Raw genomic sequence first — 25,664 nt, 5'->3', positions numbered from 1 at the left:
AGTTAATTTTGTAGTCTGTTTTTCGAACTACAAATATATCCAAAAGTAGTTTTAAAAATAAACTGCTTTTTATTTTGACAATATGAAAACAATCGAAAGGAGATCAAGCTGTCCAATCAATTATTCGGTGGAAATTTTCGGCGATAAATGGATGCTATTGCTTTTACGGGATTTAATGTTTAACGGCAAAAATTCCTTTTTGGAGTTTCGCGCATCGGACGAGAAAATATCTTCTGCTGTGCTTACCGAAAAGCTGAACACGCTTTTAAATGAGGGGATCGTTTCAAAAATAACCTCACCAAAAAATGCCTCTAAGTTTCTGTACCTGCTAACAGATAAGGGTATTGAAATGATACCTTTTATGGTAGAATTTTTGAACTGGGGGTCCAGGTATAACCCTGACGGCGGCCCAAAAACATTACTTGAGGGAATTAAAAAAAATAAAAAGAAACTGATTACTGAGCTACAGGATAAACTGAGGGGCCAGCGGCAATCACTTACAGAAAAACAAGCCCACACTTTTTAGAAGCAACCTGCTTTAGTTGCTAAAAAGTTTAACCACCTAATTTGGTATATAATTAACAGGCTTTTGTATAGTAAGTTCTTTTCAATTCCGGGGGATCACTTGATTTGCCTTATATTTAAATTTATGAGTATACCTCTACACGCAAAAGCCATAGATACCAATTTGATGCTACAGTGGATTATTGCAGAAAAATACAAATTTCAACGTCATTTTTTTGTGATCGCCTTTTGTATTGTTGTTTTGTATTACAGCCCTGCGGATTATGTAGAACCTTTCGAAACCTACAATCGACTGGTTATCTTTTTCCAGATAATATTACTGGCCTACTGCAATATGTATCTTTTAGTGCCGAATTTTTTATTCAAAAAAAAATACCTGAGCTATGGAATTTTTGCGCTTTTAGGGATTATCCTTTCGTTCTACATTCACGAGCTTTTTGCTTTTTACTTTAAGCATAAATCACTTCCCTACCAGGATGACACTATTAACTTTATTACGTTTTCCTTCATGATCATGATGCTTATTATTGCATCAGCAGCGGTTAAAATATTCCAGCAATGGATATCTGACGCGCAACTAATTTATGAACTGGAGCTGGCCAAAACGAATACTGAACTGGAGCAGCTCAAAAACCAGATCAACCCGCATTTTCTTTTTAATATGCTCAATAATGCTAATGTGTTGATTGAGGATGATCCTAAAAAAGCTTCACAGGTATTAGTAAAGTTAAGTGACCTGCTTCGTTATCAGCTTTATGACAGTTCAAGAGATAAGGTTCTGTTAACTTCAGAGATCCACTTTTTGGAGGATTTTTTGAACCTGGAAAAAGTCAGACGCGATAATTTCAATTTCTTAATATCCAAGGAAGGCGAATTGAGCGGTGTTCAGGTGCCGCCCTTATTATTTATATCATTTGTAGAAAATGCCGTAAAGCACAATAACGACTCTGCGAAACTATCTTACCTTAATTTGTATTTTGATGTGTGCCATAACGAGCTTTTTTTTAAATGCGTAAACTCAAAACCGGCTGTAAAAGCAGTTAGTAAGCCCGGAGGATTAGGTCTGGCTAATATCAAAAGACGGTTAGAGTTAATGTTCCCATCATCACACATTCTGCAGATCGAAGATAATCCAGACACCTACAGTGTTACCTTATCCCTACATTTAAATAATGAACTGTATTATAGTAGATGATGAGCCATTAGCAAGAAAGGCCATTGAAAAGTTGGTTGGTCAGACAGATAATTTAGACATTGCAGGCTCATTTAACGGAGCAGAAGCTACTAAAGATTTTTTGGCAACAAATACTGTAGACCTGGTGTTTCTTGATATTCAGATGCCGGGCGTGAACGGCATTGAATTTGCCCGAACCATCCCTAAAAATACTTTAGTAGTGTTTACCACCGCTTATCACGAATTCGCTTCTGAAAGTTATGAGGTAGACGCTATTGACTATTTGATCAAGCCTGTAAAACCGGAGCGCTTTCAAAAAGCGGTTGACAAGGCGCAAACATATTGTAAATTATTCCATACCGAGCAAGCTAATAGCAATATAGAAAACATAACCACTGATTATATTTTTGTGAGATCAGAACGCAGAATATTCAAAGTCTATTTCAGCGATATACTCTATATTGAAGGCTTAAAAGATTATGTGATCATATATTTGGCAACTCAAAAGGTGATCACCCTGATGAATATAAAGACGATCCATGAATTGCTGCCAAAAAGTTTTTTTGTCAGGGTCAGCAAATCGTACATCATCAATGTAAACAATATAGATTCTGTAGATAACAATACGGTCTACATCAGGGAAAACGAAATACCGATCGGCAATATTTACAGGGATCACTTTTTTAATGAATTCGTGACCAGAAAAATTTTAAGTAAGTGATCCCCAGGGATGGTCAGTTAAAGCTGGCTCTGAACTGTAAGGGAGAAAGCTTCATTTTGAGTTTAAAGAGCCTGCTAAAAGACTGTGAATGTTCAAAGCCTAATTCGTAGGCTACTTCGCTTATGCTCATTGTAGTAGTTAATAGCAATTGCTTTGACCGCTCGATCAGCTTTTCATGTATATGCTGTTGTGCATTCAATCCGGTAAGTGACCGCAGCATATCACTTAGATAATTCGGCGTGTAGTTCAGTTGCTCAGCCAGGTATTGCACAGTGGGTATGCCATTAATGGCCGTCGGCTTTTCATTGAAATAGGCATTCAGCAAATTTTCCAATTGCTCAAGGAGTAAGTTGCCTGCTGCATGACGCGTCAAAAATTGACGCTTGTAAAAACGTTTAGCATAACTCAGGAGCAATTCGATCTGTGCGATGATGACCTCGTGACTAAAATCATCGATCCGGCTGTTCAATTCTTCCTGAATGATAGAGAAAATTGCTGATACCATTGTTCTTTCCTGCTCCGAGAGATGCAATGCTTCATTCGAAGTATAAGAAAAGAACCCGTACTGTTTGATCTTGGCTGCCAGAGGGTAACCCTGAAGGAAATCCTGATGAAAGACCAATGAGAAGCCCTCGTTACCTTTATAGATGGCTGTACTTCCAACTACCTGGTTCGGCGCGGTAAAAACCATACTGCCCTCATCAAAGTCATAATAACCTTGTCCGTATCTGAACTTGCCACCCAGTTTGCTGATGAAAGAGATCTTGTAAAGCGTGGTCACATAACGCACCGGTAACTTGCTCAGGTTGATCTTGCCATCGTGGGTATCCAGCAAAGTGATGAGCGGGTGATTAGGGCCCGGAAGATCCAGCATGTGGTGTATCTCAGTTATAGAACTCAGTTTGGTGATCTTGGGCGTCTCGTCTTTCATACTCTAAGTTAACAGTTATGGCCGGAGGCTAAATAGCCACCGGCCATAAAAATTTATTGATTAGGGTAGCTATACCTCTTTCAGGAAGCTTACCATGGTAAAGAGCCTTCAGGACCGGTAAAAGAACCTGTCGGGCCATCAGTTTCCAGCGCAACGCGAACAGGTTCACGCGAGCCGACCTCTAAACTATCTGTTCCCTGAAAATTGTTCAGGGCAGTGGCAGTATAGCCCGGACTGGTAGCGTTCACTTTGATGCCTTCCTTTTCCAATTCTAAAGCGAAAGCCACCGTAACGGCATTAAGCGCAGTTTTAGAAGCTGCATACACAATGCCGAAATTTTCTCTTGCCCAACATTCCGGATCAGAGATCCAGGTAAGCGAACCTAAACCGCTTGATACGTTCACGATCCGGGCAGCCGATGACTTGCGAAGCAATGGTAAGGCGGCTTGCGTCATCGAGATCACCCCAAATACGTTAGTCTCCCAAACGGTGCGCACTTCGTCCAACGATACATTAACGGCCCTGCCGGTCGCCATCATTTCCTCGGGGCTTATAGGTGATGGTCCACTATGAGATATACCGGCATTGTTGACAAGCAGGTCCAGATGACCATGCGCTAAGTTAATACGTTCAATAGCGGCCTTAATGGTTTGTTGTTGCGTAACGTCCAATTGAATTGCTTTGGCATTTTCGCCGATCTCAGCGGCTGCTTTTTCTCCGTTCTCCAGTTTACGTGAGCCTACATATACAATATATCCATTGTTGGCCAATGCTTTCGCGATCTCATTGCCTACACCCTGGTTCGCACCGGTCACGAGCGCGATCGATCTGTTACCTGTAAATGTTTGATCTTCCATAAGAATGATTATTTTATGTTTAATACAAAGTTGGGCATCAAACTGAAGGTACTTGTAACCAAATCAAGGAGAGTTGTAGCCAAAATGAAAGAGAATAACGCTATCCTCCAAAACGGCTACACATTTTACCATATTGGATACAAGAGCCGGAAAAGGTATTAGGAGCTTTGTATAAATTATAACAATCATGGAAAACAGAATAGCAGGAAAAGTTGTGGTCATCACCGGAGCCAGCAGTGGTATAGGCAAAGCAACGGCAGAATTATTGGCCTCCCGTGGCGCAAAAGTTGTATTAGGTGCACGCCGCACCGAACAATTGGAAATGGTAGTTAGAAGTATCAGACAGAATGGAGGCGAGGCTATTCATGCAGTAGCAGATGTAACCAAACGCCAGGACCTGGAAAATATGGTCGCGTTGGCTCGTGAACATTTCGGCCACTTGGATGTCATGATCAGTAATGCCGGAATTGCACAGTTATACCGTATGGAACAAACGGATGTAGAAGGCTGGGAACAGATGATAGATGTGAACATAAAAGGCACGCTTTACGGCATAGCAGCAGCAATGCCTGAATTCCTCAGGAATGGATCAGGGCACTTTGTGAATATTATCTCGACCGCCGGTATTGCCATTGTACCTACCATGGGCGTATATGCTGGCACAAAGAACGCGGTACGCACGATCAGTGAAGCGCTTCGTCAGGAATCTGAAGGTCGCTGGCGGGTAACCGGTATTTCACCAGGCTATGTCGCAACAGAGTTTGTGAGCAACATTAAAAATGACGCGATACGTTCAGCGAGCCAAGAGACCGCTGATAAGATCTCTATTCCTCCTGAGGCTATTGCACGGGCTGTTGCCTATGCCATCAGCCAGCCGCAGAATGTAGATGTTGGTGACATCGTGGTCCGGCCATCCGTTCAGGGTTAAAAAAGTATATTTACATATACATATTGAAAGCAGAAGCAGGTGAACACCCTAAAATTTGATATGATAACCGATCTGACGCGCCGCATGGGGCTCAATGCGCCTGCTCATCCGCTGATCACATTAGTTGATTATGATAAGGTGAACATCGACTTACGCGATGCGGGAAACTGGGTGGAGCTTGACTTTTATAAGATCACCTTCAAAAGAAATTTTAATGGGAGCGTAAAATACGGGCCCGGAACGTATGATTTCAAAGAAGGGGGAATGGCTTTTCTTGCGCCGGGACAACTCGTACAAATGACGGCCGAACCCGAAGACTATCAGGGTTACGCCTTGTACTTTCATACTGACCTGCTGACACGATATTCCCTTTCACAGGGAATTTATCACTACGGTTTCTTTGATTATAAGGTTGCAGAAGCTTTGTTCCTTTCGGCTAAAGAAAAGTTGACGATAGAAGCACTTTTCGAAGCTATCAACGTCGAATTAAATAATACGATAGACCAATTCAGTACTGACGTGCTGGTGTCTCAACTGGAACTATTACTGAACCACAGCAACCGTTTTTACAACAGGCAGTTCCTGACAAGGAAAAATTTCCATCATGAACTCATCGCTAATATGGACAAGTGGCTGACCGAGCGCTTTAACGATGCACTCGTCAGCGGTTTGCCATCACCCTTGGATATTGCTGCCCACCTGAACGTTTCGCAACGCTATCTTTCTGACATGCTCCGGTCACTCACCGGTAAAACTACGCAACAGTATATTCATTTGGCTTTGATAGAGAAAGCAAAGATGCTGCTGAACCAGACCGACCTGACCACTGCCGAGATTGCTTACCGCTTAGGTTTTGAGCATCCTCAGTCTTTCAACAAACTGTTCAAACAGCAAACCAGGATAACTCCGGCGCAATTCAGGCAAAATATGCTATGACAGAATTGACACGCGGAAAATGCATCCCTGTTAATATCTTTTCCTTACGCATCATACTCAAAAAAGGCGGCGGTAATGCCATGTAACTTACTATGCTTTTTTGATTTATACGTTTGATCAGTTAATTGAATAAGGCCCTGAATTCCAGCGGAGACTGCTTAGTTTTACTTCTGAACAACTTACTAAATGACTGCGAATGTTCAAATCCGAGACCATAGGCTATCTCGCTGACACTAAGCGTCGTGGTCGATAGCTGCTCTTTGGCTTTATCGATCATTTTTTTATGAATGATCTGTTGTGTAGTCTGCCCGGTCAACTGTTTGAGCAAGCTGCTTAGGTATTTAGAAGACATATTTAGCGTTTCAGAAAGGTATTGAACGGTTGGCGCACCCTTGGAGAGTAACGCTTCATTGTCAAGGTATGCACTTAGAATATTCTCCAACCGTTCCAGAATTTTGTGATTAGTTATTTTACGTGTGATGAACTGGCGCTGATAAAAGCGTTCGGCATAATTTAGCAGTGTTTCAATATTCGCAATCATAATATCCTGGCTAAAACTATCGATATTGGAATGATATTCATTTTTGATATTTCTGATAATATCATTGATGATCATTTCCTCTTTGTCTGACAAGAACAGCGCTTCATGCGTCGCATAGCTAAAATACTCATATCTTTTGATCTTAGCGGCGAGAGAAGTGTTCCATAAAAAATCCGGGTGAATAAAAAGCATCCAGCCCTCCAGTTTGGCAGGTATGCCATTCTTATCACCCCGTAATAGCTGGCCGGGTGATAAGAAAGCCATCAGGCCTTCATCGAAGTCGTATTTTTGTTGACCGTAGATCAGGTTGTCGCAGCCTCTTTTCATCGAGATAACATAGAGGTCAAACACCACGGCATCTATGTCGTGGTCATTTTTTAGTCCTTTCAGGTCAACGATACTGATCAGCGGATGTTGCGGTTTAGGCAACGCCATCAGTCGATGTATCTCTGTTATTGAACTGATGCGGTATGGCTTGGCATTTTGCATATCACAAGATAGTTTAATTTTTAAAAGGATATTTCAACCAGATCATCAATAAGGGCATGATCAGGAATGGGACCTCGATCAGGGCCATCTTTGTATTTTCTGTTCTTAACGCCATGCCCATAATGAACACGATAGAGATCGCATTGATCATGTTACCCAGAAAAAAGGTTCCTGGTATCAATGTAAGGATCCCCGTCAATAATGTTAAAACTACCAATGCCGGAACTGCGGCCTTGCTGATCCCCAGACTCTCCATCACCTTAAAAGATTCGGGATGGTTTTGATAATGTGCGGTATCCCAGGCATGTTTAAAGCTCAGAGATACAGTAACGATCAGTAATAGTAAAGAGATGATATTTTTGATCATAGCTTATTTAGTAATTTGATTGTTGATAATATAACCCATAACCAGTGCCATGGGTATGCCGGTCATTGCGCTGGTTAACGCTCTTCTGGCTTTATTTGGATAACGTTCTCTGTGCCTGAAGTACAGGAAGATACCCACCGGTGGTACGGCATTGCAAATCATAAACCATAATCTCGATAGCTCGTCGTTTTGTATGTCTTTCATGTTTTGATTCTAATGGGCTACTGTACTCGTTTCCACTTAAAAGTTTTTCCCAGCATTGGCACTCCTTTATAACCACGGGTTTCCAGATCATTTATGCCATTCAATTTACCTTTTATACTGTAAGTATTGCCATCCTGTACGCTGTACAATTTACCGTCTGCGTATTCACCGTCTTTATAGGTAAGCGAGGTGATATGTGTTAGACCTTGTACCGGCCTGTCCTTAAGCTTTTCGTCGGGATTCTTGCTGTCCTTCTTTGATGTTTTGCCATCAGCCTCGAACATATACTTTGACCACAGTAGTTTGGCTGAATAGGTACTTCCCGATTTATAAACCTCTATTTTATAATCACTGCATTGCCAGGTACCGAGTATCTGGTCTGCGGATAGTTTTTGGGCGAAGGATGTCATAGCTGCGAACAGCAGCATGAACGATAAGATTGTTCGTTTCATCTTGTTGAGTATTTTGCGTTTGTATTTAACTGTTTGAATCTTTCGAACTCTTTGTGACCGAAATTGATCAGGGCGCCCGGAACGATCCTGCTTGCCCATTTGATGATGCTGATCAGAAACGGCCTGAGCTCTATTTTATCTTTCTGCAACCCTTCAATGGCCACTTTTACCATTTTATCCACGTCCATTGTTAATGAAGAATTTGAGTCTGTTGGTAATACCCAATCCTTTTGCAGGTTAGTTTTAACGCCTGGAGGGATCATTTCAAAAACCTTTACGGCAGTACCTCTAAGCTGCAAGCGCAAGGCCTGCGTGTAAGCACGTACCCCCGCTTTAGAGGCGCTGTAAACCGGCGCAACTGAAAAGGGCATGAAAGCGATACCTGAAGAAACATTTATAATGGCTGCCGAAGGCTGTTTGGACAAATGCGGCAGGAATTGGTGCGTCATTTGTATCGTGCCTGAAAGATTGATATCGATCTCGCGGGTCAAATTTTCCAGACTTAACGTGTTATCCTGCAGATCGAGCAGGCGCATTTCACCTGCATTATTAATAAGAATATTCAGATCAGGAAACTGTTTCGAAACCTTGTTGTATAGATTCCTGATACTGTCCTGATCACTTACATCGCTCTGAAAGATGTGAATCTTCGGGAACTGGCTTTGAGTTTCGCTTAACCTAATCAGGTCACGACCGGTAATCATGATATTCGCGCCGAGTTCTGTAAGTTGTTTAACAAGTTCTAAACCGATACCACTGGTTCCGCCGGTGATCAGTACTGTACTATTTTTTAAATCCATATTTGCTGATATTTATTATACAGCAAAATTGCAGGATGCGTGGAGGTTGAATGTATTCGAAACTCGCAATGTTGTAGCCGAAATTCAGATAGCACATCCAGCCTGATCTTCGTTGCTAATGTAACGACCAAGATGGAGCACGCTGTTTCAGCATTTTAATAATTCCTTAAATCTTTTCGAGTAATTATTACCTGTTGTTGCTGGTAACTTTACCGTTTCTATAACGAGATGGAATACAGTAAAAGAATATTCGGAATCGTAGGCGGCCTGGGTACTTTGTCTGGAGGTGATTTCTTCTTCAAACTCCTGAAATCAAAAACGGTTCTGAAAGAGCAGCAGCACTATCATTTTCTGTTTGAGCAACATCCTTATCACCAGACTAATTCGGCACTTGAATATGAGAGCGATACTACGTCGAGAAAATTCTATGCTTACCAGGTATGGTATACGATCATTTATAGAAAAGGATAGTCTGTATACCCGTGCTCACCTCCACCATACATCGTCGCTCTATCCGGTTCATTGAATCCGGCCCCTAATTCGAAGCGCTTTGGCAGGTCCGGGTTAGCCAGAAATAGTGCGCCGTAAGCAATTATTTTCGCTATGCCTTTTTCCAGTTCTGCTTCACCACTGTCTTTATCAAACCCGCCATTGGCGATAACTAAATGTTTACTGATCTTTCCAAATGTTTCGACCGCATTTTTAGGATATTGCGGGTAGTTATCCAATGGGAACAAGCCATTCATCAGATGGATATAAGCCAGCGGCAATTGGTTCAAACCTTCGATCAGTGGTGCAAATTGTGCAACGGGGTCACTATTTTCAATGTTGTTGTAATATACGGTTGGCGAAAGTTTGATGCCAACTCTATCAAAACCTGCAGTATCAACCAGTTCCTGCATCACTTCGAGCACAAAACGGTTCCTGTTCTCCACACTTCCTCCGTATTCATCTGTGCGCAGGTTTGCACTTTCTGATAAGAACTGGTTCGGCAGGTAGCCGAATGCGGCATGCAGTTCAACACCATCGAAGCCTGCTTCGATGGCATTGCGGGCAGCTTGTCCATAATCCTTAACGATCTGTTTGATTTCCCGGGTAGTCAATTCCCTGGGTGTTTCGTAATCCTTCATACCTTGTGAGGTGAAGTGCTGTTGTCCTTTTATACCTATCGCCGAAGGTGCTACCGGCAATTCTCCTTTTCTGTCCACGGAATGTCCGACGCGGCCGGTATGCCAAAGCTGGGCATAGATCACCCCCCCCTTCTCATGAACGGCTTTAGTAACCCTTTTCCATGCATCTATTTGCTCATGGCTGTACAGGCCGGGAGTCAGCGGGCTGCCTACGGCTTGCGCTGAAATGTTTATGGCCTCGGTGAGCAACAAGCCGGCGCTGGCACGCTGTGTATAATATAATACGGTCAGGTCGCCTACAACGCCTTCACGGTCGGCCCGGCTGCGGGTCATAGGCGCCATTGCCATGCCATTTTTCAATGTTTGTTTTCCTAAGGTTACTCTATCTAATAGTTTCATGATCTTTATGATGTTATGTATTTAAATGTACAGTTGAATGGAAATTATATTCGTTAGATCAGGCCATTGTTTCGGCAGTATTGTGCCACGCTTTCTTCAACGCCTGGCAGTGCGCCAAAAAGCTCCTTTTGCCTTTGCGTATTTTTACTGATGTACACACCCGTATCGATCCATCTGATCATTTCGTACATGTCTTTGACCTTTTTACTGAAACGGCCGATAACTGGCAATACGTAGTTTACGACAAATGGGGGCATGACCGGTTTGACCGCAATCTTCTTATTAAGAACTCGCTCAAAGGCAGCTTGCAATATCTTTTCGTTCACCGGCCTGTCCCAACCCACATCAATGGACGTGTTCAAAACGGAATCCGGTAAGTTTACCGCAGCCAGGGCAGTGTATTTCGCCAGTTGCGGCGTGTAAATGATCCCGTAAGTCCCGGTAAGGAAGGTGGGTAAAATGCCTTTGGTAATCTTCGGCAAAATAAAATCCGGCGTCTGATCAAGGAATGCTCCCGGCCTCAGCGCGATATAGGGCTGTCCTTTTTCTTTCAGGTATTGCTCGATGCGGTATTTGTTATAAAAGTGAGGTACTGATCTGGCCTTGTCCGATTCAAGGATCGAGATCAATACAAATCGCGGTATTCCGGCCGCTTTGGAAGCGTCCACAAGGTTTTGGTAACCAACGGTGTCCGTCACCGGCCCATCGCCCTTCGCTCGGCGGGTATAACCTGCGGCACTGGCTACAATTACATCGAACTGATGTGCAGGCGATATCGCCTGCTTTAAAGAAGGCGCATCCATCATATCACCGATAACAAAATTCTTTACGCCCATCCTGGTGAGCATGGCCCTGTTGCTGCTGGCCCTGACCATAGCGGTTACATCAGCTCCCTGAGCCAGCAGCTCTTTCACGATCTGGCTACCCAGCATGCCGGTTGCACCGGCGACAATAACTTTTTTACTTTTCATTTTGTGTATTTTCAGGCCTGATCGCAGGCATTATAATTGCCTCACTATCGTCCTTTTATTGCTACGACCAAAAGTAGAAGCTATTACAAGGGTAAAATATCCCAAAAAGACAGAAGAACACCCTTATCCGACAGAGACCAGCAGGGAAAGAATGCTCAATTAAGTGGAGGAGAATTTTTTTGGCGTGACCCCATATTGCTTTTGGAAAAACTTGCTGAAGTGGCTTAGATTGGAATAACCCAGTTCATAGCCTACCTCTGCGACAGAATGCTTAGCCTGTTTCAATAAAAAGGCGGCTTCTTCCATTCTCGCTTTCTGGAAATAATTATAAATGGTGTCACCGAATGTCTGCTTAAAAAGCTGCTTTAGTTTTGTTTCGCTCATCGATGCAATAGCGGCTAATTTACTGATTACCGGTGGCGTGCTCAGGTCGATCAATATTTCATTGCGAATCACCAATAATTTCTCCGCATCGTTGCTGTTGATGTTTTTAATAGGCGTATTTTCCCGGAGTGAAAGTTTGGTGAAAAGCAGGTACATTAACTCCTGAACTTTGATCTGTACATAGAAAGTATTCATCGGGCTATTCATGTCTACAGATACGATATTCTTGAGCAGTAACTGCATTTCCGGGTTCAGGCTTTCGAAAAAAAGAAAAGAGGCATCTTCTGCTACAATGGTTTTAATAGTATCGTTAGGGTTTTCGATAGACAGGACGGAGCGCAGTCGGTTAGCCGTGATCCCTACAACCATGTAATGGATGTTACTACCGGCAGGGAAACGAATCTCGGTGCGCAGATCATTGGTTGACAAAATTATTAAGGACTCTTTTTTAGGCGCAAATAATCTGTTTGCTTCGTTATTGCATCTTACTTCCAGATCTTCTGTGTTATTATAAAAAAACAGGGTGCGGATGTCATTAGCTTTTTCGGCAGGATTACGTTTGATGATAAGATCTTCCCTCAGATTATAATGGTGGATGGTGAGTTTAAAATCTTCGCCGAAACCGACTTTACGTACATATCCCGTTCCGACTGTTGAGGGAATCTGGAGAAAGTTATCTCTTAAGGGCGCGTTGATCAGTTTCTCAAAACGTGTAATAAAGTCAAAACCTGGTGCCGCCGTAAATTCAATAATCATTTCGAACCATAATTAAATCAGATCACTAATGTCAGGTGAATTTCCTGAAATTACAAGCGTTGCTTTTGACCATGACTTAGACCAATCCCGTCCTGGCCAATCATTGTTGTTTCTTTTAAAGGCAGCTCAGACACAAATTCACTGATGTTAGCTACTGACATAGCATGGTTCAGCTTGACTATGTCGACTTTATCATCAGATAAAGCAATGTTTTTTGCAATAGTATCGGAGAAGATAAATCCATCCTGCATAACCACGCCACATTTCTTTCGCCATTCAGAAGGAAAGATATCATTTAGGTTATTACCGTCAATGAGAATTGTACCTTCGGTTGGTTGGTAAAAATTAAGAAGTAGTTTTAACAAAGTAGTTTTACCACTTCCACTTGTGCCTACGATTGCAATAATTTTGCCTCTTTTTATTGTAACATTGATATCGTCTAGAACCTTCGGAGAATTAGGTCCTTCATAGCGAAAACTCAAATTTTTAATTTGAACACCTTGAATTTGATTATTATTAAGCCTGATGGATTTATTTTCATCTTCGCTCGGGACTGATTGAATTTCAATAATTCTTTCAAGGCTTATTTTTGCATCCTGAAATTCTCTAACGAAATAGACCGAAAGATTTATCGCCTGGTTAAGAAATCCAATTATATATTGGATAGAGAGCATACTTCCCAAGGTAATATTATTTGAGATTACTAACCTTGCTGAGATAAAAATAATTATGATGTTTCTTAGTTCGTTGATTAGACTCGCCCCTGTGTCCTGAAATTGCACTAGTCTTGCAGCTGCTACCTTGGTTTTGAAAATCATATTTTGAATTTTCGACCATTCCTGTTTCTTGTAATTTTCGCTGTTGTTGAGTTTTATTTCTGATATACCGTGAATCACTTGCAAGAGCAAGTTTTGATTCTGCGACAACTCATAAAATTTCCTCATATCATATTCTGCACGCTTTTTCAAAAATGAAAACAAAAAAACTATGTATAGTGCAGTAAAAGCAATATAAACAAGCAATATGATATAGTTGTAAATTGCCAAAACGATACCAAAAACGATAAAGGTTAATACAGAGAATAAAAAGTTTAAAGTTGACGAACTTAAAAGCTTTTCAATTCTGTTATTATCTTCAATTCTACGCAATATATCACCAGTCATTTTTGTATCGAAAAATGTTAATGGTAGCGTAAGCATTTTGGCTAAAAAATCATAAATAATGTGCGTGTTAAGTCGAATACTGATGTTAAGCAACAAGTAATCACGACATAAGTCGAATACCAATTTACTGACGATTAATGCTAGTTGAGCTGATAAAACAATGGTAATGAAGTTGGTATTTTCAAACTTAATACCTGTGTCAATAATTGTTTGAAAAAGAAAGGGTATAGTGAATTGAATCGCTGTGCCTATCAATATCCCTAAAAGTAGAAGAAATTGAACTTGTTTATACGGTTTTAAATAATGATAGAGCTGAAACAAACTTCTTTGCACCCGTGCCTGTGATTTTATTTCAAAGAATGAATCGGTTGGTGAAATGTACCAATGTATATTTCTGTCAAGATAACTGATTTCTCGGTAAACGAGAGAAAGAAAGCCGTGATAGAATCTAAGTCTAAATTGGAGTTGAACGATAATACTTTTTATCATCTTAAAAACGGGGCAATAGTCAAAATTTCAAGAATAAAAAAATTGGATGACAAACCGAATACATATCTATTGTCATCGAATCGAGATCTAATTTTCTCTGTAAGTCAGCCATTCCAAATAATAAAAAATGTCACATTGATCGAAAAAATCAAAAATGAAATAATTAAGCAACATGATTAAATACTTCTATGTAATACTCTTTCTATTAATTTCAAATATTGCGTTCTCGCAAAAAATAAAAGTTGACTCATTAGGAGCCCTTACCGGTACTGTTATAGATTCAACAACTAAGTTACCCATGCCCTTCAGTACAGTGAGAATCGTAAATGTTACAAATCGAAGTTATTCGCGGGTTGCTGCAAGTGATACCTTAGGAAGGTTTAATATTTCTCTTCCGTTTGGTAAATACAACATTGAAGTGACATATGTGGGCTATCGGTTAAAAATTATTAGTGGAGTTGTTATTAATAGTCTAAATAAAAATGAAGTTGGGGTAATTGCTTTGGGAACATCCACTATGCTAACGGAGGTTGTAATTAAAGAACAAAAAAAACAATTGAAACCTTAGCCGGCGGTTATAAGTTCAGACCTACTGCAAATAATCAACTCCCAGGCAACACTGTTAAATCAATTTTGAATCAAATCCCCGGAGTGTCTACTGCGACAGGCGAAATTAAGCTATTGGGAGACAATCGAATCAGCGTTCTTATTGATGGTAAGCCATCTAGCCTTTCAGGACGGGATTTGACTAATTACCTACAGCAAATACAGGCTTCAAACATTGAAAGTATAAATGTATTTACAATCCCACCGTCTAATTACGATGCAAATGGTTCCGGGGTTATTGATATAATTACAAAAAAGAAAAAAGATGCGGGTTACACTGTTTCCTTGAATTCAGGTATTGCTACACATGATAAGCAGAACGCATCTGCTACGCTTAACTTCAATACTATTGAGTTAACGTCATATCTTAAGTTTTCATATGATCATTACAATGAACGATACAAAGAGGAAGAGTCATACAACATAAAGAATTCATCTTTAGAAAGATACGATTATAAGTTTAAATATGATGATCAACCTTGGAATACTTATTTGGTTGACGGAGGATTAAATTATAGCATTAATCCATTAAATAACATTGGCTTGAAGTTTACCGCGTCTAAGTACGACGGCAGCTACTTAAGTGAAGGTAGAACTGATTATTTTTCAGAGGGTGGTAGTTTAAGTCGTTCCGAATTGCAAAATCAATATAGAAATGTGGATATCAATAGCAAGTCGATTAATTTAAATTACAGAAAACCATACAAGAAACCCGGTAAGGATCTAACATTAGAAGCGAACTATTACAATGGCAATCGTAATGAAAATAACGACATTATCTTCGATAATCAAGGAAGCGCAGATTCCTCAATTTTTCAGTATAATAATACTCGAACTAATGTATATTACCTAAAAGGGGACTATCGGAATCCGCTTTCAAAGACTTTGAATCTGCAATTGGGATTTAAATCAGGAATGGCCGACATAGATAACAAAAATGATGTCGGTAGTAATATAGGACTTGACTCCATACAATATTCGGAGTTCGTCAATGCTATTTATTCCTCATTGAGGATAATAAACAACAAATTTAGTTATAACATAGGATTAAGGTTAGAACACACTCATTCAAAACTTGATGCACCTAACCAACCGAAGATTTTAAGAAATTATTTGAATGCCTTTCCGAACTTAAATATAATTTATACCTACAGTCAAGCTAGTAGTTATAGCCTATCTGCAACACGCAGAATCGTAAGGCCCAAATATAACCAACTTAATCCGTTCATTGATAAAACCAATGTTACAACTTATGAGGCAGGTAACCCTTATCTTTCACCGTACTTTTCTTATAATTTCGAGCTATCTTATAACTATCAGAAGAACAAACATTCCTTTTATACTTCTTTAGGAACGAGGTTGTACCGGAATATTATTGATAAAATTACCTCGCCATATGGTAATTCGTCAACAATCTTTATTAATACACCGCAGAACTTAAATAATAGTTCTTATAATTACTTGACTGCGTATTATAAAAATACAATCTCTGCAAAAGTGGACGCTTCTTTAAATCTGAGTGGATATAACATCACATACGGTTCATCAGATTTAATACAAGTCGATCCTAAATCCATATATACTTTAAACGGGGCTTTCAACTTAAACTTTAATTTTTTTAAAAACACATATTCACAATTGACCTTCAATTTCCAAACACCTCAAACAACGCCACAAGGAAAAGCCAATAGTTACTATTATGGCGATTTTACAATTGGGAAATCGTTCCTTAAAAATGCTTTGTATGTCAATATAATATTGAATGATGTGTTGAATACAAATAAAAACAAGTTTAGTTATATCGACCCTAATTTTACAAAGACTGGGTATTTTAAGGTTGAATCTCAGATTTTGTGGCTATCGGTAAGCTACTCATTTGGAAAGTCTTTCAAATCCCGTGCTACTCGATTTAATCCAGAACGCGATATTAGAAATTCGATTATAAAATAGGCCAATAATTGAATGCTTGCATCAATTTGAGCAAACCCTTGATTGTCATTGCTATCTTGTAAAGACTAATGACGTTTCTTAAATTTAAACTAAATTTAGAATACCATATTTAATAAATGAGTCTTCACCAGTTCCAATGCTACCGAATATTATTGCTATTTGTAACCCTATCGATCTTGACGATGAACTTAAGCGCGCAGGTTGTAACAAAATATGAGTCACCAAAAGATATATACATCAAAACTAAGATTGTTGATCAATCAAGAAAGGTCAGAATTTATATTCCTAAAGAATATACGAACAGTAGAGTAAGTTATCCGGTAATTTATATACTTGATGGGCAAAGAAGTGAACTCGAAGCCTTTGTTCTTGCTTCATCAAACTTCATGATGAATTTTAATACAATGCCGCCGTCAATTTTAGTCTTTGTTCCACAATTACATCGCGGATATGAGCTGAACCCTCCAATAATTGGTAAAAAGTCAAATGAGATAGGGGGCGCAGATGATTTTATTGATTTCCTCAAGTCAACAATGACCTACATCTCCAAGAATTATCGAGTTGCGCCTTTTAGAACGATTATAGGGCATTCATTGGGGGGATCATTAGCCACATATGGATTAACTAAATATCCAGATTTATTTTCAGCTTATTTAATCATCAGTCCTAATTTTAATTTCTTCGAAGGCTTTTATGTCAAGGCTGTTAAAAAATCTTATAAGAGACAATATCGACTTGCTTAAAAGCAAACACATCTATCTTTCTATAGGAAACCAATGGCGAGTAGAAAACTCGTTCAGGAAAAATGTTCTAGAAGTTGATTCTATGCTGCGCGCTACGCATTCAAAGCGATACTATTTTAGAGATAATCAAGGTTATAGTCATAACACGACACCGGCAATTTCAATTGTTGATGGATTTACTCAACTATTCAATGCATTTTGGTGCGGAAATCAGAACTTAAGCGATAGTGTATGGAATAAAAAGGGAGATCCTGAAACAGTCGTAAAGATGCATTATCATCAATTGTCGGCTTGGTATGGATATGAAATTCTTCCCAGCGTTGAAGATTATCAGTACTACATGGGTAAAGTTTATATTGAAAACAAAGAATTTGAAAAAGCTGAAAAATGCTTAAATGAAGGGTTGGGTTACTATCCTAAGGATGCTGATCTCCACATGTATATGGGCGATTTGCAATCTAAAACCGGAAGAGCTTCCCTGGCGATAAAGAATTATAAGTTAGCCTTAAAGTTTTCAAGAGATCCTGAGTTAGTTAAGGAAATTGAGTCTCGCCTAAAATATTTTCGAAGAAGTAGGTAATCGTACGTAGACGACCTTTAGGTTCAGAATACCGAATAAGATCGCCCTTATGTTAAATGCCATAATGCAAATCTTGCCTCGCTATCCTTAACGCAAGGTAAATGGACACAGGCACCTGACTTTTGCAATTCGAAAAGATACATCAGCGTGCATAAAATCAACATAGCCATTCAATACCCCAACAATAATTCCATGGGGTACCTGACCAAGCCTATCAAAGAAATTCAAACAGATATTCGGGACAGTATCTCCGGGTACATCAAAAGTTACCAGCATCCCTCGGTGTGGCAATCGATCAAGTTGATTCAATCGAACACACACACGCAATGGATGGCACTATTTCAAAAAGTCCCGGAAGCACTTACCTGGTAATCAGGCTCGACAATCTTAATTTTTAAATTGGGATGTTTTTATCATAAAAATCCAACAATAACGGCATCATAGCTCTGACACAGAGATAACTCATCTTGGCTGCATCTTTCTTGTAGTTATCGTCTTTGGTCGCATCAGTATAATCCATAACACCTTTGACTACAATAGGTAAAGTTTGGCCTTTCTTACTAAAATTATTATGTAATCTGCAAGACCTGTAAATGCCGTAACTTTCCATCTCAACTGCAATAGCCTTGTTATTTCTAGTGGAAATCTCATCTTTAAAATAATCGTCCGTATTGATTACTTGGCTTCCACAGCCATAATCGCCAATTCTGATTTCGACATTCTGGACATGCTTTAAAAATTCTTCATCGTTCTGGTCCGCCAACAAATACATACGACGTTTGATATTTAGCCGCTCCTGTTCTAAAAAGCTCAATAATTGATCATTCATTGATTCATTAAACAAATAAGGCTTAAATACACCTTTTTCGAGTTTTCCCATCTGAATATCCATGATATTATTGGCGATTATGACATCTCTATATTTCAAACCGATTGGCTTTCCGCTCTCGTCTACCTTTCCTTGCTTGCCGCCACAAACACCAGCCATGATCAGATACTTCGGGTTATATTTTTCTAACATCATTACCGAGTTAAAGGTAGTATCTACCATTCCCATTTTTTGAGCATGGTTAAGCAAGTAGGGTTGTAAATAGTCAGTTGTAAGGCCTTCGGAATCGTGATCCTTAAACGACAACTGCATAACATTAGACATCGGGGAGGTAAACGCCCTGTCCTTTTTAGAATTTTGAATAAATGCGGTCGATTCATCATCGTAAAGAGCAGTGATAATCGCGAAGTTATTGTGTTCCACATTGGTTACTTCCGGTTCAGTTGCAACGGGTTCATTCTTTTGTACCACTTCGGCTTCTTGCCCAGATGATTCGTCAGTAATGGTCAGGTTTCCTTTCCGATAAACTGGCAAGCTGTTGGACAAAGATTCTAAACTATCATCCCTGTTTAGATATTTACAATTATAATAGGACCTCCCTTCTTTCTTCACGACAAATTGACCAGCGGCGAATAGATCAACATTCCGTGTGAGAATATGCAGCTCCAGGCTTTTAAACTCCTCTTTACTTTCAAATTCCGAGATAATTGCCTCTCCTGTTGCCAATCCACCGCTGTCCATCAGGCCGGCGTGGATCAGCACCCTGAACACGAAGTCATTTCCGGCAACGTTATATATAGTATAAAAATTATTAAACTCATGTAATACAATCGGTTTCATCTCCCCGATAAAATTCCGAAATGTATATATATCCTCTGTAAAACTACCATCTTTCGGGTCAGAGATCAGAAACGTGAGAATGTTGCTTTCTTCTTTCATATTAATTGTTTTTAAGGTCAGGCCCATTAAATTTAATGGTAATTACATATTTCTTTTTATGGTCTCTTTCAAGAACTATTCCATCCAGCCCACAAAAAGCTTCAAATATGGGCTTGATGATTTTATCTATTCCATTTATCCGGCTATTCTGAATAAATGCTTTATCCTGAAAAATAACGAGTTCTATTATGCCAGTAATATCCGAAACGTTTAAAGACATAGTTATCGTCGTGTCATCATTCTGAGTGCAATGGGCTGCGTTAAGAAATATTTCCTCGAAGGCGTGAGTCAATAAATCATGGTGGCCATTCACATAAATATTTTCATCTTTTATCGTATGGATGACAAAATTTCGTCTTTGCTTTTTTTCCAGATTTACCCTGTCTGTTAGTGCGGCATTTATACATGTTCGTAGATCGCACTGATATTTTCGGCAATAATTAACAAACTGAGTACCCTCACGCAGATACTCGACCTGAAATTTGTCCAACTCTTTTACAAATTCGTTTAATTTGGTGGTGTCGCTACTTTGAAGGATGTAAGTCCGGTTTAATAGTAGTTCCTCTTGTAGCTCGATAAGCGATGTCAGATCGGCGTAGATCGAATTGGCAGTAAACAGGTTTTTAAAATGTAATTCATCGCAATTTTTTAATTTCTCATCATTTTTAAGGGCGGTCAGGTTATCTAATAAATTGACTTTAAGTTCTTTCTTCACGTCAATAGTCTTATCCAGCAAATCATTAATTTCGAATTCGGATAAGTTTTTATTTTCAACGCCACCCACAAGTCTCAAGATTATACGTTTGAGCTCACTGTGCCTGTTCTCTGAGCTTTGGGAATAAAAAAACTTTCTAAGGTTATAGAACGCGTCATTTGCATTCAATACATCAGTATTTTCAAACGTATTTACAATATTTTTGATGATTGCCCGGACTTCATTATTATCATAGACCTCTTTCACATGTTTACTCGAGTCGAAATTATCGCTCATTGCTGAAAGCGTTAGGTTACACTGATGTTTGATATAAGGATCATGAGCAATATTTTTTGAGCCCTTCCATAATATAAAGGACAGGTAACTTAGCGCACTCTCCGATGGCGCAGCGAAAGCGAACAATTTTTCGAATATCGCTACCGTATATTCTGTCTTTTCGTTGTAAATAAAGTAGAGTCGAATTAAAGAGTAAATACTCCAATCAAAATTCAATGTTGAAGCATCTTTGTCCCCTTCGACCATACTGTTGACCAGCTCTTTACAGCTGTCATGCACATTTACCAAAAGGTCCCGATGAACTTTATAGAGTTTGGGTTCATGTAAAATACAAATCATGATCAACTCAAGCTGCTTAACAACTTCTTTCGCGTGATTTCCAGATTGATCAAGTTTTGAGATAATCTGATCATCGAATGGCGTGTAGTATTCTTTATAAAACCGATAACTATCGATTCTTCCCAACTGATCGCGCATTAAAAATATCGAAACGATATCATGAAGCCTTCTTCCATCCGGGTAGATTAATTTAGGTATGTAGGTCGGCGGTAGGATGTTACGATCAAAGCTAAAATCAACTATTCGTAGCTCTCTTATCCTTGAAGAAATATAAGCATTGGTTTCTTTGGGTATTTTATACCGCTCAAAATTTTCCTGATACCTGATAAGCTCATTCATTTCTTCACAAAATGGACAATTGGATTTTGAAGAGTAAACCGGTATATGAAAATTGATTGCAAAGAAAATATTGAGGTTAGCGATAGACATGCGACCTCGTTGACCCAAGCCCGCCGTTTCATCATCTGGATCAGCACTTTGGATACCTTTACTCAGTGGCTTTACCTTAAGCGCCTTAATCCTTGAAAAAAACTCCCGGTTGAAATCTTCAATCCGTCCGATAACCGATAAGACATCCAACTTGGCTATATCAAGGATTGAAATGGTATCGATCATTTGAACAAGAGACTCGCCAGTTAAAGCACCGCTATCAAAGATCAGTACATTTTTTCCTCTTGTCACGTTATTGAATCGCTTCGGCGGAAAAGGGAATCGCCAACCCTTGTCAGTTTCGAATCGTTGCAAACCAATAATATTTTCGACATGTGTTCCAAATACCTCATGGAGATATCCAGGGTTAAGGTTTTCTACGCCACTAAACACAGGAAAAAAGATAAAATCAGGGCGGTAATTAAACGTTACTTCTTCCGGGGATAAAGCTAGCTTATCACTGGATAACAAAGATTTCACGTGAGCAGCGAGGTCGTCTCTTACTGCGATGTTTCCGATATTTTTCGCGGCGTTGAGGATAGCTTGTAGTTTTACAAGATCATCGCTATCATAAAGCGAATTAGCTTTATAAGTTTGTTCCAGCTTATTTTTAATATTCTCAATAAAGTCGAACTGACGTCCATTTGAAAAGATCGTTCTCATGTCGGTTAAATAGCCGTTATGAGAAAGGTTTTGCACGAAGTGACCAATTTTAAAATACCTGACCTGGTAATCCAGTAACTTTTCACTATCGGCGGGAATTAGCGCCCTTGGATCGTCGAAAAGGACATGGTGTTTTTCAGAATCAACCTCGCTCAATTCCACGACCGTATTCAGTAAAGGATTGATTCTTTTCAATTCGGGCGTTATATTTTTTAATTGGCTTGGTAACTCATCCCTTAGTGCATTTTCAGCCAACATTTTTTTCTTATAGATATCTATTTCAATTTCGTTGTTAACGTAACTTATAATATTTTTAAAGGCGATGCCTGTGAATAATTCATGTTTTGTCAATTCTTCCGTTCGAATATCGGCTACGGAGAGTACCGCAGAAACCTGGGCATTTTTTCCCTTTATCCTCGTGATCAACTTTTTCATTAAGGTGCCTGTGGAAATAACGTCGTTAACGATTACTATTTGATCGCCAGAATTAATCTTTTGAAAAGGCTTTTCGGTTTCAAATGAGTAATAGCTCGCCAGCATGATGAGTGATGGCGCATCATCAATCGTCGCTTCCTGCCCTATTTTTAGTACTCTGTATGCGGCATCGTCCTTAATTAAATCCCGAATCGCGACGCCCAATAGCTGACTACTCACGGTAACGGTCAAAATCTTGGTAAACTTTTGTAAACCATCTCCTGCGGACATCGATAAATATTGATCCAATAAGCGTTTCGCCAGATACTTAGCAACATACTTGTTATGCAGCGTTTCATATAGTGAAAGGTATTTGCTCTGAAACGTTCCTTGCGATGTCTGGAATAAAAATGGTTTTTGAAGTAACTTGGGTTTAGAACCATCAACAACTAAACTATTGATAAATCTACGTATTTCAATCTGTCTTGCCTTTTCAAACTCTATTAGCAAATCCAGGGAAGTATTGAAGATCGTGTAGAGGTGTTCTTGGTTTATGGCGAATATATTTCCGGCATGTCCTGTTTTTGCCCGGAAGTGAGTTCGGGGATAATTATCAGGTTCTCCCAGTAATAAATTTGTCAAAAGAATTTCATCATCTTCATGTTCGACACCGATCCACTCAATACTGGTTATTTTCAATTCCGTTCGTTCATAAGGGTCAATTGAAATAACAGGTATAGGACGAAATATATGGGGCTCGTTATCTACCGCGTATAAGTTCAACTTAAAATCTTTCAATATCTGATAATGAGAGCTTTTAGCAGAACGGCTTGGGGTAATATCTTCGAGATTGATAATAATAGCCTTAGTATGCTCATTGATAAACGGAGAATTGGTAAGGTAAAATAATAGCTGCTGGATGTTTTCCGTTCTGGGATAGAGTTCAAAGTCAATAAAAATGAGTGAATTTGGCGTTGCCTTGCCTCGAAGTTCATTGAGTAATGAGATATAAATCAGAGAATCAAAACCTTTGGGCATCCCCAGTTCTTCCGGTTTAATATTACGGATTACCTGCTCATACAAAAGCAACATGCTGATATACCTATAATTGGTGATCTTGAAAAACTTACGTGGCAAATGCAGATCATCAATTTGGGAGCGATAGATATCCCTGTATAATTTTTTATCGTTTATTCTCACAGGCGCGTAGCTGACATCTACATTTTTTCTTTCCGGCAGTACAATCGTAATCATAGTTCCATCAAAATGCACTGGGTCTCCCGTGGACGGCCTTACTGCGTCCTGTAATACCTGCGTCGGGTTTCTTGCCGCATTTACTTCCCTACCCGTATTTCGTATGATAATCTTATCTGAAAAATCATAAACTATTTTACCACTTCCGCTCCTGACAATTAAGAGGCCTTTATAACGTCGGACCATATCCACCAGGAAATACAACCCACGGGGAAATAGCTCAGGATTCTGTAACCTTGAGTGATATTGATTCCTTGAAGAATCTGGGAAAAATGCGTATTCCAGTATCTGATCTTCCCGTCTTAAGCTTTTGAAGTGAGCAGAAGGTTCATTTGTAGCTGAGAACTTGTCAAATTTCTCCCGCAGTGTCTGATATATTCCATCGCCAAAATCAAGAAATGTAAATTCGAGATAGGAAATATTTAAGAAATCCTCCTTAAAACGGGATAAATCTGCTTCCCTTATAGCTGGATACTGCTTCTGCTGTTCGGCAGTTAGCTTTTTTATAACTGGCTTTATACTCTTCAGTATTGCCGTTTTATCTTTATAAAAATCTAGCGTTTCCGGCTCTTTTTCAGCAATGAACTGTTCGAGAAAATAGTTACTGGCCAAGTTATCCCATTTATTATTTAATGACAGCGCGAAATAGCATTCTTCACTACCATTTAATTTACCGCTGGAGTTTGCGTGTATCAAGGAATTGGCAAATAACTCCTTAGTAATCACATTGCTTATGATCTTGTTTTCAAAGGGGCTGTAACAATCGAACAATTCGAGTCGATCTATTATTTCACCCGTTAAATCGAATGGACTGATCCTTCGGTAAGTTTTACTTCCATTGATTACGTCATGAAAAGGATTTTGATGAAATTCTTTAGTGTTTTGAGAACTGATTACTGTAAACGGAATAATTAGATGACTATATTTCTCACTTAGTATACGCTCTTTATAATTGAAGTTCTCGACAATATTTTTGAAATCTTGCGATTTCAGGCCGATGTTTTCTAGCATACCCCAAATCCCCAGTAGGAATACATTTCTGTTTTTCCTCCTTTTAATGTGATCTTGGTCATCAACCGGAAGGAGCATCTTTATATTCCTTAATTCTTCCGGATCTTTATACAGCTTTTGCTCATAAATGTTATAAGGGTATGGTGCCCATACCTGTACATTTTTCTTTTTATTGACCAGCAACCGTATCCATGCAAATAGAAATGCGAGTTCTTCGGTGTTGATCCATTCAAGTAATGAAAGGTCAAAAATTATGAGAGTTTCTACCTTTAATGATTCCGCATAATAAGTTGAAACTACGTGATCAAAGTTATTTTGGGTAAATTTTACAGGAATAATAATTCGAAAGATATTCACGATACGAACAGGTTTGGTCAGTAAATATAATTTTTGTTCAATACCCGAGCAAATCAATAGATGAATAATATTCACAATTAACTTCTACAGCGCTAGGATGTTATTATTATTGGCAATGCGCCTCATATTCAAACGTCGATCAAAATATATTATTAAATAAAACACCCCATGTCCGGGACAGCCTTCATCAGCTAAACGGTCATGGGGTGCAAAGGCGCCGGCTTCGCCGGCACGCCCGGCAATTCTCAAAAACTGTAATTGCCTGAAACGATCCCGTTGTACGCCGTTTGTAATTGATCGTGTGTCATCCCTTTATAGTTGGCTTTTTCAGGGAAGGCTTGC

General features: G+C 39.4%; 24 protein-coding genes. 11 read left to right on the top strand and 13 right to left on the bottom strand.

Features of this window, described 5'->3' with window-relative positions; all coding sequences use genetic code 11:
- Positions 1-82: 82 nt before the first annotated feature.
- The 3 genes from LJ707_RS09205 to LJ707_RS09195 all read left to right on the top strand — a co-directional run bounded on the left by LJ707_RS09205 (position 83) and on the right by LJ707_RS09195 (position 2,420).
- Positions 83-526, top strand: a complete 444-nt coding sequence (locus LJ707_RS09205; RefSeq protein WP_255678821.1) for a helix-turn-helix domain-containing protein — start codon at positions 83-85, stop codon at positions 524-526.
- Between the two features lie 123 nt (positions 527-649).
- The gene (locus LJ707_RS09200; RefSeq protein ID WP_228950514.1) at positions 650-1,720 is read left to right on the top strand and encodes a sensor histidine kinase; all 1,071 of its coding nucleotides are present in this window, start codon (positions 650-652) and stop codon (positions 1,718-1,720) included.
- Entirely contained in the window at positions 1,698-2,420 is a 723-nt protein-coding gene (locus LJ707_RS09195) for a LytTR family DNA-binding domain-containing protein (RefSeq protein ID WP_228950513.1), read from the top strand. The genes LJ707_RS09200 and LJ707_RS09195 overlap by 23 nt, the downstream gene beginning before the upstream one ends.
- 13 nt (positions 2,421-2,433) lie before the next feature.
- On the opposite strand, the gene LJ707_RS09190 is transcribed toward LJ707_RS09195, so the two are convergent.
- Together LJ707_RS09190 and LJ707_RS09185 are read right to left on the bottom strand one after the other, a co-directional pair.
- A complete protein-coding gene (locus tag LJ707_RS09190; protein WP_228950512.1) occupies positions 2,434-3,351 on the bottom strand; it encodes an AraC family transcriptional regulator in 918 nt (305 codons plus the stop codon).
- An 89-nt stretch (positions 3,352-3,440) separates the two neighbouring features.
- The gene (locus LJ707_RS09185; RefSeq protein ID WP_228950511.1) at positions 3,441-4,208 is read right to left on the bottom strand and encodes an SDR family NAD(P)-dependent oxidoreductase; all 768 of its coding nucleotides are present in this window, start codon (positions 4,206-4,208) and stop codon (positions 3,441-3,443) included.
- 187 nt (positions 4,209-4,395) lie between these two features.
- Between LJ707_RS09185 and LJ707_RS09180 the strand changes: the two genes are divergently transcribed.
- Together LJ707_RS09180 and LJ707_RS09175 are read left to right on the top strand one after the other, a co-directional pair.
- Positions 4,396-5,136, top strand: a complete 741-nt coding sequence (locus LJ707_RS09180) for an SDR family oxidoreductase (protein WP_228950510.1) — start codon at positions 4,396-4,398, stop codon at positions 5,134-5,136.
- A gap of 60 nt (positions 5,137-5,196) precedes the next feature.
- Positions 5,197-6,072 (top strand): AraC family transcriptional regulator, encoded by an 876-nt coding sequence (locus LJ707_RS09175; RefSeq protein ID WP_228950509.1) that lies wholly within the window; start codon positions 5,197-5,199, stop codon positions 6,070-6,072.
- A gap of 121 nt (positions 6,073-6,193) precedes the next feature.
- On the opposite strand, the gene LJ707_RS09170 is transcribed toward LJ707_RS09175, so the two are convergent.
- From LJ707_RS09170 to LJ707_RS09150, 5 genes are read right to left on the bottom strand one after another with little or no spacing between them, the layout of a single operon-like run.
- Entirely contained in the window at positions 6,194-7,102 is a 909-nt protein-coding gene (locus LJ707_RS09170; RefSeq protein ID WP_228950508.1) for an AraC family transcriptional regulator, read from the bottom strand.
- Positions 7,103-7,115: 13 nt separating this feature from the next.
- Entirely contained in the window at positions 7,116-7,469 is a 354-nt protein-coding gene (locus LJ707_RS09165; protein ID WP_228950507.1) for a hypothetical protein, read from the bottom strand.
- A gap of 3 nt (positions 7,470-7,472) precedes the next feature.
- Positions 7,473-7,673, bottom strand: coding sequence for a hypothetical protein (locus tag LJ707_RS09160; RefSeq protein WP_228950506.1), 201 nt, complete (start codon positions 7,671-7,673; stop codon positions 7,473-7,475).
- 17 nt (positions 7,674-7,690) lie between these two features.
- A complete protein-coding gene (locus tag LJ707_RS09155) occupies positions 7,691-8,125 on the bottom strand; it encodes a DUF2147 domain-containing protein (RefSeq protein WP_228950505.1) in 435 nt (144 codons plus the stop codon).
- Positions 8,122-8,925 carry an SDR family oxidoreductase gene (locus LJ707_RS09150; protein WP_228950504.1) on the bottom strand — a complete coding sequence of 268 codons (804 nt, stop codon included), beginning with the start codon at positions 8,923-8,925 and terminating at the stop codon, positions 8,122-8,124. The genes LJ707_RS09155 and LJ707_RS09150 overlap by 4 nt, the downstream gene beginning before the upstream one ends.
- Before the next feature lie 228 nt (positions 8,926-9,153).
- Here LJ707_RS09150 and LJ707_RS09145 point away from each other — a divergent pair, with 228 nt between their 5' ends.
- Positions 9,154-9,396, top strand: a complete 243-nt coding sequence (locus LJ707_RS09145) for a hypothetical protein (RefSeq protein ID WP_228950503.1) — start codon at positions 9,154-9,156, stop codon at positions 9,394-9,396.
- Here the strand turns inward: LJ707_RS09145 and LJ707_RS09140 are convergent.
- The 4 genes from LJ707_RS09140 to LJ707_RS09125 all read right to left on the bottom strand — a co-directional run bounded on the left by LJ707_RS09140 (position 9,381) and on the right by LJ707_RS09125 (position 14,217).
- Positions 9,381-10,454: an alkene reductase gene (locus LJ707_RS09140; RefSeq protein WP_228950502.1), complete on the bottom strand. Its 1,074-nt coding sequence runs from the start codon at positions 10,452-10,454 to the stop codon at positions 9,381-9,383. The two genes, LJ707_RS09145 and LJ707_RS09140, sit on opposite strands and share 16 nt — an antisense overlap.
- 53 nt (positions 10,455-10,507) lie before the next feature.
- Positions 10,508-11,425 carry an NAD(P)H-binding protein gene (locus LJ707_RS09135; RefSeq protein WP_228950501.1) on the bottom strand — a complete coding sequence of 306 codons (918 nt, stop codon included), beginning with the start codon at positions 11,423-11,425 and terminating at the stop codon, positions 10,508-10,510.
- A gap of 159 nt (positions 11,426-11,584) precedes the next feature.
- Positions 11,585-12,565, bottom strand: a complete 981-nt coding sequence (locus LJ707_RS09130; RefSeq protein WP_228950500.1) for an AraC family transcriptional regulator — start codon at positions 12,563-12,565, stop codon at positions 11,585-11,587.
- A gap of 50 nt (positions 12,566-12,615) precedes the next feature.
- Complete coding sequence (locus tag LJ707_RS09125; RefSeq protein ID WP_228950499.1) at positions 12,616-14,217, bottom strand: peptidase domain-containing ABC transporter; 1,602 nt, start codon at positions 14,215-14,217, stop codon at positions 12,616-12,618.
- A gap of 172 nt (positions 14,218-14,389) precedes the next feature.
- On the opposite strand from LJ707_RS09125, the gene LJ707_RS09120 reads away from it, so the two are divergent.
- From LJ707_RS09120 to LJ707_RS09100, 5 genes are all read left to right on the top strand, one after another.
- Entirely contained in the window at positions 14,390-14,785 is a 396-nt protein-coding gene (locus LJ707_RS09120; RefSeq protein WP_228950498.1) for a carboxypeptidase-like regulatory domain-containing protein, read from the top strand.
- Between the two features lie 65 nt (positions 14,786-14,850).
- A complete protein-coding gene (locus tag LJ707_RS09115) occupies positions 14,851-16,773 on the top strand; it encodes an outer membrane beta-barrel family protein (protein ID WP_228950497.1) in 1,923 nt (640 codons plus the stop codon).
- A 182-nt stretch (positions 16,774-16,955) separates the two neighbouring features.
- The gene (locus LJ707_RS09110) at positions 16,956-17,516 is read left to right on the top strand and encodes an alpha/beta hydrolase (RefSeq protein ID WP_228950496.1); all 561 of its coding nucleotides are present in this window, start codon (positions 16,956-16,958) and stop codon (positions 17,514-17,516) included.
- Complete coding sequence (locus LJ707_RS09105) at positions 17,467-18,096, top strand: lipopolysaccharide assembly protein LapB (protein WP_228950495.1); 630 nt, start codon at positions 17,467-17,469, stop codon at positions 18,094-18,096. Before LJ707_RS09110 ends, LJ707_RS09105 begins: the two co-directional genes overlap by 50 nt.
- Positions 18,097-18,243: 147 nt before the next feature.
- Positions 18,244-18,468, top strand: a complete 225-nt coding sequence (locus tag LJ707_RS09100; RefSeq protein WP_228950494.1) for a hypothetical protein — start codon at positions 18,244-18,246, stop codon at positions 18,466-18,468.
- Between the two features lie 22 nt (positions 18,469-18,490).
- On the opposite strand, the gene LJ707_RS09095 is transcribed toward LJ707_RS09100, so the two are convergent.
- Both LJ707_RS09095 and LJ707_RS09090 read right to left on the bottom strand, forming a co-directional pair.
- On the bottom strand, positions 18,491-19,864 hold the full coding sequence (locus LJ707_RS09095) for a hypothetical protein (protein WP_228950493.1): 1,374 nt from the start codon (positions 19,862-19,864) through the stop codon (positions 18,491-18,493).
- Between the two features lies 1 nt (position 19,865).
- Complete coding sequence (locus LJ707_RS09090) at positions 19,866-25,397, bottom strand: hypothetical protein (protein WP_228950492.1); 5,532 nt, start codon at positions 25,395-25,397, stop codon at positions 19,866-19,868.
- Between the last annotated feature and the right edge of the window lie 267 nt (positions 25,398-25,664).

The organism is Mucilaginibacter sp. UR6-1, from assembly GCF_020880975.1.
Classification (GTDB): Bacteria; Bacteroidota; Bacteroidia; order Sphingobacteriales; family Sphingobacteriaceae; genus Mucilaginibacter.
The sequence above is the reverse complement of the archived record's forward strand: the minus strand, read 5'-3'. Positions and strand labels throughout refer to the sequence as shown.